The organism is Streptomyces durocortorensis, from assembly GCF_016901035.1.
Lineage (GTDB): Bacteria > Actinomycetota > Actinomycetes > Streptomycetales > Streptomycetaceae > Streptomyces > Streptomyces durocortorensis.
Genome location: NZ_JAFEUF010000261.1, coordinates 1 through 8,759 on the forward strand (window position 1 = coordinate 1; position 8,759 = coordinate 8,759).

The following is an 8,759-nucleotide window of genomic DNA, read 5'->3' on the forward strand; positions in this document are numbered from 1 at the left end:
CCCCTCCCGGCCGCCGCCCCGCGCCGCTTCCCCGGGCTGCCCTTCCGCATCGCGCACGGCCCCCGCGACCGGCCCCGCGTCGCCCTCACCTTCGACGGGCGGGGCGACCCGGACCTCGCCCGTACCGCACTCGCCCGGTGCGAACGGGCCGGGGCGCGTGTCACGGTCCTCGCGGTCGGCACCTGGCTCGCCGAGCACCCCGGCCTGGCCCGCCGGATCCTCGACGGGGGCCACGAGATCGGCAACCACACCGAGCGCCACCTCGACCTCGCGGCCCTGGACGAGCGCGCCGCGTACGAGGAGATCGCCGCCTGTGCCCGGCGGCTGCGCCGGCTCACCGGGTCCGTCGGCGCCTGGTTCCGGCCCTCGCCCACCGCGTACGCCTCCCCGCTCGTCCAGCGCCTCGCCCGGCGGGCCGGCTACCCCCATGTCCTCGGCTGCGACGTGGAGTCGCTCGACCACGCGGCCACCCGCGTCGCCGCCGTCACCCGGAAGGTCGCCGGGGAGCTGCGCAACGGATCCGTGGTGGAACTGAGCCTCGGCCGCCCGGTCACCGTCGACGCCCTGCCGCTGCTCCTCGCCGAGATCGGCCGGCGCGGGCTGCACGCCGTGACGGCCACGGAGCTGCTGGACCGACCGGCCGCCGACGTCACCCGGACGGCCCGATAATCTGACCCCTGACATTCGGCATCACGAAGGGGCGGAACAGTGGCGGACATCGAGTCGGCGCGCACGGTATTCGACAAGTTCGACGCGAACGGCGACGGCCTCATCACGGCCAACGAGTACAAGAGCGCGATGGCCCAGCTGGGCGACCCCTTCGTCACCGAGACGGTGGCGCAGGCGATCATCAACGCCCACGACGGCAACGGCGACGGCCTGCTCACCTTCGACGAGTTCTGGGCCGCGCAGAACAAGGCCTGAGCCGGGTAGAGCTCCATCCGTTGCGGCGGTCGGTCCCGCGCTGGTCGGGGCCGGCCGCCGACGGGTACGTCCGGAGAGCTCCCTTGCGGGTGCCTTGCGGGCTTCCCGCCCACCGTGCGCGGCTTGCTGTGGCTTTGTCCACCGACGAGGATCGAGCCGTGATGTTCTCCGGACCTCCCGCCGACCCGGCCGCGTCGGCCGGCCTCGGCATACCCCCCGCGGCAGCGGCTGCGGCAGCGGTCGTTCAGGCGTCGACCGCGCCGGTCACGCCGACGACGCCTTCGGGCGATGCGCCGCGCGCCGGCGCGATACCCGGGGAAGCGTCCGCGTCCGGGCAGGCGGCGGCCCGCCGCTCGTGGACGGCCCCTCTCCTGCTCTGCGCGGCGGGCGTCCTCGCCCTCCTCATCGCCCTTTTCGGGCCCGGCCTCGTGGCCCGCGGCACCGGCGAGCTCCGGATACCCGGCGCGGGGCTCACCACCGTGCTCCGCACCGTCCTGTTCGCCGCGCTCGCCCTCCACCTGGGCGAACTGCTCGCCCCGCAGCTCATCCGGCCCGTCCGGGGCCGCCCCCGTACCGCCGTCCGGAGCTGGGCGGTGCTCGCCTCGCTCGCCGGGGCCGCCGCAGCGGCCGGGCAGATCGTCCGGCTCGCCGCCGTCAGCGATCTCGGGATCACCGAGACCTACGGCACCCGCGAGGGCGGACTGCTCCTCCTCATCGCCAACGGCCTGGTCGTCGCCGCCCTCTGCGCCGCGAGCAAGCGCCCGGCCCTCGCGCTCGCCCCGCTCGCCGTCGTCATCGGCGCGGAGGCCCTGCGCGCCCACCCGGAGGCGTACAGCCCCGAGTTCGGCGCCGCCCTCACCGTCGTCCATCTGACGGCCGCCTCGCTGTGGACCGGCGGCCTGCTGTACGTCCTGCGCACCATGTGGCTCTGGCGCGGCTCGCCCGTCGCGGCCCGCGCGCTGCTCGGCCGGTACGCGCGCCTGGCGATCTGGCTGTACGTCGCCCTCGCCGCCACCGGCACCGCCTCGATGCTGCGCCGGCTGCCACTGGACGTGGTGTTCACCTCCGCCTACGGACGCACCCTGCTGCTCAAGCTGGCGCTGATGGCCGTCGTCAGCGTGCTGGCCCTGGCGGCGCGGCGGCGGATGCTCCGGGACACCGACCCCTCGCTCGCGCACCGGCTGGCCCGCCGCGAACAGGTCGTGCTGGGACTGGTCGTCGTGATCTCGGCCGTCCTCACCGTGGCCCCCGACCCGCACTGGATCTCGCTGAGGCCCTAAGAGGCGCTCCGGTACGGCTTCCAGCTCTGCAACTCGTCGTCGCGCGGAGCCAGGACCACGGCCGGACCGTCCAGTCCGCCCTGACTGTCCTGGCCGTTCCGGGCGTCTTGGCCGTCCTGGCCGAAGAACCCCACCGGTCGCCGTGCGTCCCAGGCCGGCCACCCCGGATTCCCGTCCGTCACGAAGTCCACCCACGCCCGGTGCATCGTGTCCGCCAGCTCCTGCGGGGCGTCCGGGCCGGTCAGCGCACGGGTGTCGGGGTGGGCGAGGGTGTCGAACACGAACCCCAGCTCCAGCGCGTGACAGGCCCCGAGCCGCTTTACGGGGGTGGGCCAGCCGAACTCGTACACGTACGTGGCACCGGGTGCGCCCGTCCGGGCGTCGGCCAGCCGGTTGAGCGGCACCCGCAGCAGCAGGTCCGTCGCCAGCGCGCCCAGGATCTCGCCGGGTGTGGCGTCGGGGCGGTTGGTCCGGTAGGTGCGGGCGGTGGCGTTCGGCACCCGGAACTTCAGCAGGGCCAGGCGCAGCTTCAGCCGGCTGATCCGCTCGGTCAGGCCGCCGGGCACGAACCAGAGCCGGTACTCCTCGGTGTTCGTCCCGAGCAGCACATCGATTCCGGCGGACGCGCCCGCGTGGAGCGCCGTCACCGGGTCGTGGGGCAGCAGGTCGCCGTCGACGACCAGCTGGAAGGAGTGGCGGCCGGTCAGCGGGTTCCCGCCGCTGGTCACCTCGGTCTGCGCGGTCAGCAGCGCCTCCGGGGCCACGGCCGCCAGTGCGGCGGCCGTCGCGGGCACCCCGAGCCGCTTGGCGATCAGCTCGGTCGTCCCGCGCGCCGCGTCCGGGGGCAGCGCGGCGGGCGCCCCGCTCTGGAGCACCGCCCGCCGGAAGAGCCCCGCCGACCGGGGCGCGGCCAGCAGCCCGGCGATGCTGATCGCGCCCGCCGACTCCCCGGCCACCGTCACCCGCTCCGGGTCGCCGCCGAACGCCGCGATGTTGTCGCGAACCCACTCCAGGGCGGCCAGCTGGTCCAACAGCCCCCGGTTCGCGGGCGCGTCCGGGAGGACGCCGAAGCCCTCGACGCCCAGGCGGTAGTTGACGGAGACGAGCACCACCCCGTCCCGGGCGAACGCCCACCCGTCGTACACCGGCACCGCGGAGGAGCCGTGCACCAGCGAGCCGCCGTGGATCCACACGAGGACGGGGAGCCCGGCGGCCCGGTCCGACCGGGGCCAGGGCGTCCACACATTGAGGTTCAGCCAGTCGTCGCCCGGGACCGCCGGATCCGGCAGCAGCCGGTCCAGCGGCGGGGCGTAGGGTCGCTTGGGGGCGGTCGGGCCGTACGCCACGGCCTCGCGCACCCCGGTCCACGGCTCCGGCGGCTCGGGCGCGCGAAACCTCCGCGCGCCCACCGGCGCAGCCGCGTACGGGATGCCGCGGAAGACCGCGACGCCCCGCTCCACCGCACCGCGCACGGTTCCGTGCACGGTCCTCGCCTGCGGGGGAGCCCCCGCCACGACGTCGGTCATGGTGCCTGCCAACCTCTCTCGCGGTGCGGTGCGGTGCGGTGGTACGGGCGGGCTACTTCAGGTAGACCAGCCCGTCCGTGGTCAGCGTCGGGCGGCCCTTCGTGCCGACGACCACGATCTTCACCGTGTGCTTGGCGCTGGAGGACCACGACGTCGTCCAGATCGCGTCCCGGTACTTGGTGGTGGAGGACTTCAGGTCCACCGTGGCGGCCTTCTTGCCGTCGACATAGACGTATGCCTGCCCCGAAGTGGCGGCCCGCGACACCACCCAGGCGGCTGACCGGCCGGTGAACGTCCAGGTGAGGGCGGCGTTCTTGGTGCTGCTGGAGTACGACTTCCCGCCGAGATAGCTGCCGGAGGACTTCGTCGTCCACTTGCCCGTCTTCTTGGCGGCGGATTCCTGGAGGATCACCGGGGCGCCCGGGACCGAGGCGGCGGCGCTGTTGCCCGCCTGGTCGTACGCCGTCATCTTCCAGGCGGTCGTCACTCCGGGCTTCGCGGTGTGCGAGGCGCTGCCCGTGGTGGGGCCGTACGTCCTGGCGACGGGCGCGGTGAGCCGGACCTCCTTGAGGGCGGCGGCGTCGGTGGCCTTCCACTTCAGGGTGAGCGGGACGGCGGTGGCGTTCACCGTGCCGGTGCGCAGGGTGAGGGCGGGCTTGGTGGAGAAGACCGGCGGTGTGGTCTCGGCGACCACGGTCGCGGCCGGGGACAGCGAGGTCTTTCCCGACTGGTGGGTGGCCCGGACCTGCACGGCGTGCTTGCCGGCGATGAGGGTGGCGGCGGCCGATGTGACACCGCCCCCGACGGTGGCCACGGGCTTTCCGCCGACGAGCAGTTCGTAACTGCGGACGAGGGACGCGGGGGTGGTCGCCCGCCACCCGACGGTGATCTTCGACCGGGTGTAGTACGTGGAGCCTGAGGCGTTCGCCCCGGTCACCGAGGCGATGGTGAGGCCCGTGACGGGGCCGGCGGCCAGCGAGCGGACGGCGGGGAGCTGGGCGTACAGACTTCCGCCGGGGCACTCGGTGTTGAACCCGTCGCGGTGTCCGGAGATCTGCTGGAAGGGGTAGGCCCGGCCCGCGGTGAACGTCTTCCCGGCGAAGTTCTTGCCGTCCGCCCCGGCGGTCAGCTGGACCGAACCGGCCGGGTCGCCCTTGTACTGCCCGAGCTTCCACGCGGCGACGCGGGCGACGGCGGTGGTCGCCGCGGTCGCGGCCCTGGTGTCGGTGTACATGCCGATCACGGCGATCCCGGCGGTGTCCCGGTTGAAGCCGTAGGTGTGCGCCCCCATCACGGGCCGGTCCACACCGCCCTTGCGGCCCTCGAAGACGGTGCCGCACTTGTCGACGACGAAGTTGTAGCCGAGGTCCTTCCAGCCGTTCGACTTCACGTGGTACGTGTGCAGGCCGCGCACGATGGCCGCCGAGTCGGCGCAGGAGTACGCGTTCGTCTGCGCGGTGTGGTGCACGAAGACGGCCTTCACCCCGTCCAGGTAGTCGGGCGCCTCGCCGTTGAGCGACTCGTCCGCCTTCCAGGCCGTACGGGAGAGGATCGGCGGCTGCGGAACGGTGGACGGCGGCGCGGGCGGGAGCGTCGGCGACGGGGTGCCGGTGGGCGTCGTCGGCGAGGCGGACGGCGTCGGGGACGCGGTGCCGGTGCCGGGGTCGGGGCTCGACGGCGGTGCGGGGGACTCGGTGGCCGTGGCGGGGGACGGCTCGTCCGTGGGCGTTCCGCCCGGCTCCTCGGTCGGTCCTTCGCCCGGTTCTCCGGTCGGTTCCCCGCCCGGTCCCGCGGTCGGTTCTTCGGTCGCCGTGGGGTCCTCGCCGGGCGAGGGTTCGTCGGCGGCGAGCGCGGCCGGTTCGGGGGCGAGCGGCGCGGGCTCCGCGCCGGCCGGCGTGGTGTCCGCCGCGAGCGGGGCGGGGGCGCCGCCCGGGTCGACGGTGTCGAGCCGCAGCCCCTCGGGGAGCCCGGCCCGGGCGCCGTCCGCGGTGCTCACGCGGACCTCGACGCCGTTGGACGGGCCGACCCAGCGGGGTTCGGTGGTGCCCCGGACGCCGGACCGGCCGGTCTCGGTGCGCCCGTCGACCTCGGTGTCCAGCGGCAGCCACCCCGTCCACTCCCCGGTGGCTGCGGACCGGGTACGGGCCTCGACGCGGCCGGTCACCTTCGCCGCCGGGTCGGTCCAGGTGACCCCGAGCAGGCTGAAGGGTTCGGCGTCGCGGCGCGAGAGCGAGGCGGAGCCGCCGTCGGCGGAGGTCTTCAGCGCGGCGCGGTGCACATCGGCCTTCACCGGGCCGGACTTGGTGTCCGCCGGCCGCCCGTCGCCGTCGGTGCCGGAGGTGCCGGTCACGCCCTGGAACACCAGGACGCCCACCACGGCCGCCGTGGTGAGGGCGGCGGTGGTCCAGACTCTTCGCTGTGCTTTCACGTGTGATTCCCCGGGGACGACGTCGACTGGAAGGCTGGGCATTCCGGCCGGTCGGTCGCTGACCGGGGGGCACGACGGTTTCGTCGGCCCGGCCGGTGGGGCGACCCGGGACATGCTTGCGGGGCCAGTCTTCCATGTGGGCGGGACGGGGTGATGGGGCGGGCAGCGGGGCGGTGGCGAGGCGGGGGGTCGGACTGTTCCGCCCTGCCCTGCCGCCTTGCCCGCCCCGACCGATCCCGCCGCTGAGGTCGCCGAGGCCGCTCAGGTCCTCAGGCCGCGAAGTGCTGGGACAGCGAGTCCCGTTCGTCCAGCTCCACCAGATCCGGACGGGTGTAGCGCTCGGCGCGCGCGTGGTAGTCGAAGTCGCCCCGTACGAGTCCCCGGTAGTCCTGGACGCAGCGCTCCAGGGCCGCCCGGGTCGGGCCTTCGATGCCCGCCGCCTCGATTTCCTCGATCAGTTCCTTTTCCGCCCGCTGTACCCGCTCCGCAATCCGGGCGAGTTGGATCCCGGCTTCGTCGACGGCTTCCTGGAGGGTGGATCCCCGGTCGCGCTGAATCAGCCGTACAGCGTTGTGCTCGTAACCGAGAGCGGCTTCCTTCTCGAAGGAGCAGATGTCGTTGCAGAGCCCGGAATGGTCGGTGACCGCGTTCCGCAGGGCGATATACGCGGGCAGGCTCCGGGCGGAATCCGGAAGCTCTATTCCGGCGGTGATCTCATGCAGGCAGAGGAACGGCTGCATGGCGACGGAATCCCGCCGGTGCTTGGCGAATTCGGCCCGGGTCGGCACCTGCCCGGCGGCCCGCTCGACGGCCTCGGCGTAGTACGTCCACAGCCAGGCGGCGGTGTCCCGCCGGAACTGCCGGTTCCACTGCGGCGACCGCCCATGGCAGGTCCGGTCCCGCAGTCCGGCGAGCGCCCGCTCCATCGGCCCGTTCGGCTCGGCCCCGTCGAGGACGTCCACCAGGCGGGTGATCGCCTTCTCGCACATCAGCGGATTGCGTCCGGCCGGGCCGTCGTCGAACTCGTCGTCCACCAGGAAGGCCCAGAAGAGCCATTGACAGAACAGGTCGAGATGGTCCTGCGAGGCCTTCGGGAAGATGAGGGATATCCACAGTTCCGGGCGGGTCCGGATCATTTTCCGCCGGGCCGCTACGGAGAGATCGAGCCCTTCGGACTCCGCCCATTCCCAGGCGGCCTCCCTGGTTTTCGCCAGGCCCGGATGACACCCGGCACTCTGGAACGGCATGTGAAACGCCGGTAACGTGATCTGGCTCATTGCTGCCCCTCGTCTGATGAATACGCGCGGACGATGTGAACGGCACATTCCGGGTGGTCGAGCACGGGACGGTCCCGCCCGGGGAAGCGACGGCGGACAGCCCGGGAGCCGGGCCACGAAGCGGCGTTGCGAGGTGGGAGGGCCATCGCTGTCCTCCTTCCCCCGCCGCCGGTCGCGGCGCCGGGGCAGGGCCGGTCAACCGGTGGGCGAGCGCGTCACCATGTGTAATGCCCAGTCAACCCCCTGTGGGGGTGCCGAGGGAAGCCATTTGTGACCGAAATTGTTTGGTCGTCAATAAGTCTCTGATCGTTACTGGGGAGTTGGTGAACCTCTGGGACAGCGGTCGGGGCTCAGGTGCGCTTGAAGAACTCGACCTCGCCGACCGCGATCGGCCGCCCCTCGCCCTGACCGGTCGCCTCCCGCAGCACCAGCCGGACGGAGACGACGTCGCTGATGCCCGTGCGTATCTCCTGCTTGCCGGGCTTGTCGTTGAAGGTCACCGCCTTCTTGTGGACCTTGTCGTCCTTCGTGGTGACGAACAGGTCCGCCCGGATCGGCCGCGCGCCCCGCCGGAACTCCTGCGGCTCCTTGGACACACCGGTGTGCACCACGACGCCGACCAGCCGGAACGGCGTCCCGAACGAGCACGTCAGCGAGGCGCCGAGCTTGGGTGCGCCCCAGTAATTGTTCGTCACGCCGTCGATCGCCGCGCTTGCCGGGTGGCCGGAGGCCGCCGCACTCGCGGTCACCCCGGTGGGGCTGATCTCCGCCGTTCCGCCGAGCTTGTCCCGGACGTCCTCGAAGACGTAGCGCCCGAACGGGAAGAACAGGAAGCCCGCGAGCACCAGTCCGGCCAGGGCCAGCACCAGCAGCGTCCGGCGCAGCGCCCGGCCCGAACCGCCGCGCACCCGGCGGCGGAACGGCCACACCGTGCGCCACCAGGGCAGGGCGGCCGGCTGCTCCCGGACCTGCAACGGAGCGGCGCACCGTCGGCAGAACTTCCGCCCGGCCAGGTTCGGCGTGCCGCAGGCCGGGCAGGGCGGACCGTCCGGCGTCTCGTCCGCCGCCACGGGCCGCACGACGGGCCGCCGGGTCACGGGCTTGGCCGGTCGCACCGCCCCGATCGGCTCGTCCGACCCGTCCGACCCGTCCGCCGTGTTCGTCTCGGACGTGCTCCGGGGCGTCGGTGGCGTCGGTGCGGAGGCCGGGATTCCGGGGCGTACGGGAGCGGGGGCGGGCCGCACGGGCCGGACCGGAGGCACGGGCGGCTGCGCCGGTACGGACGGTGACTCCGCCGGGGGCGCGGCGGTTCGGGCCGGGCGCT

Annotated in this window: 7 protein-coding genes and 1 pseudogene; 4 read left to right on the forward strand and 4 right to left on the reverse strand. The window is 73.6% G+C overall.

Features of this window, described 5'->3' with window-relative positions:
• From JS521_RS30500 to JS521_RS30510, 3 genes are all read left to right on the forward strand, one after another.
• Positions 1 to 669, forward strand: a 669-nt coding sequence (locus JS521_RS30500) for a polysaccharide deacetylase family protein (protein WP_205086168.1), incomplete at its 5' end; no start/stop codon positions are given.
• A 39-nt stretch (positions 670 to 708) separates the two neighbouring features.
• On the forward strand, positions 709 to 924 hold the full coding sequence (locus tag JS521_RS30505) for an EF-hand domain-containing protein (protein WP_205086169.1): 216 nt from the start codon (positions 709 to 711) through the stop codon (positions 922 to 924).
• A 161-nt stretch (positions 925 to 1,085) separates the two neighbouring features.
• Positions 1,086 to 2,204, forward strand: coding sequence for a CopD family protein (locus tag JS521_RS30510; protein ID WP_205086170.1), 1,119 nt, complete (start codon positions 1,086 to 1,088; stop codon positions 2,202 to 2,204).
• Here the strand turns inward: JS521_RS30510 and JS521_RS30515 are convergent.
• The 4 genes from JS521_RS30515 to JS521_RS30530 all read right to left on the reverse strand — a co-directional run bounded on the left by JS521_RS30515 (position 2,201) and on the right by JS521_RS30530 (position 8,550).
• The gene (locus tag JS521_RS30515; protein ID WP_205086171.1) at positions 2,201 to 3,730 is read right to left on the reverse strand and encodes a carboxylesterase/lipase family protein; all 1,530 of its coding nucleotides are present in this window, start codon (positions 3,728 to 3,730) and stop codon (positions 2,201 to 2,203) included. The genes JS521_RS30510 and JS521_RS30515 overlap by 4 nt on opposite strands.
• 52 nt (positions 3,731 to 3,782) lie before the next feature.
• Positions 3,783 to 6,158, reverse strand: a complete 2,376-nt coding sequence (locus JS521_RS30520) for an N-acetylmuramoyl-L-alanine amidase (RefSeq protein WP_205086172.1) — start codon at positions 6,156 to 6,158, stop codon at positions 3,783 to 3,785.
• A 269-nt stretch (positions 6,159 to 6,427) separates the two neighbouring features.
• Positions 6,428 to 7,405, reverse strand: a complete 978-nt coding sequence (locus tag JS521_RS30525; RefSeq protein WP_205086173.1) for a terpene synthase family protein — start codon at positions 7,403 to 7,405, stop codon at positions 6,428 to 6,430.
• Positions 7,406 to 7,785: 380 nt separating this feature from the next.
• Positions 7,786 to 8,550, reverse strand: a complete 765-nt coding sequence (locus JS521_RS30530) for a zinc ribbon domain-containing protein (protein ID WP_239488059.1) — start codon at positions 8,548 to 8,550, stop codon at positions 7,786 to 7,788.
• On the opposite strand from JS521_RS30530, the pseudogene JS521_RS30535 reads away from it, so the two are divergent.
• Positions 8,537 to 8,759: pseudogene (locus JS521_RS30535) on the forward strand (hypothetical protein); the annotation flags it as partial. The gene JS521_RS30530 and the pseudogene JS521_RS30535 sit on opposite strands and share 14 nt — an antisense overlap.

Excerpts from the sequence above, each read along its gene's own strand:
- JS521_RS30510 (WP_205086170.1), top strand. The coding sequence starts at position 1,086 with ATGTTCTCCGGACCTCCCGCCGACCCGGCCGCGTCGGCCGGCCTCGGC.
- JS521_RS30515 (WP_205086171.1), bottom strand. The coding sequence starts at position 3,730 with ATGACCGACGTCGTGGCGGGGGCTCCCCCGCAGGCGAGGACCGTGCAC.
- JS521_RS30525 (WP_205086173.1), bottom strand. The coding sequence starts at position 7,405 with ATGCCGTTCCAGAGTGCCGGGTGTCATCCGGGCCTGGCGAAAACCAGG.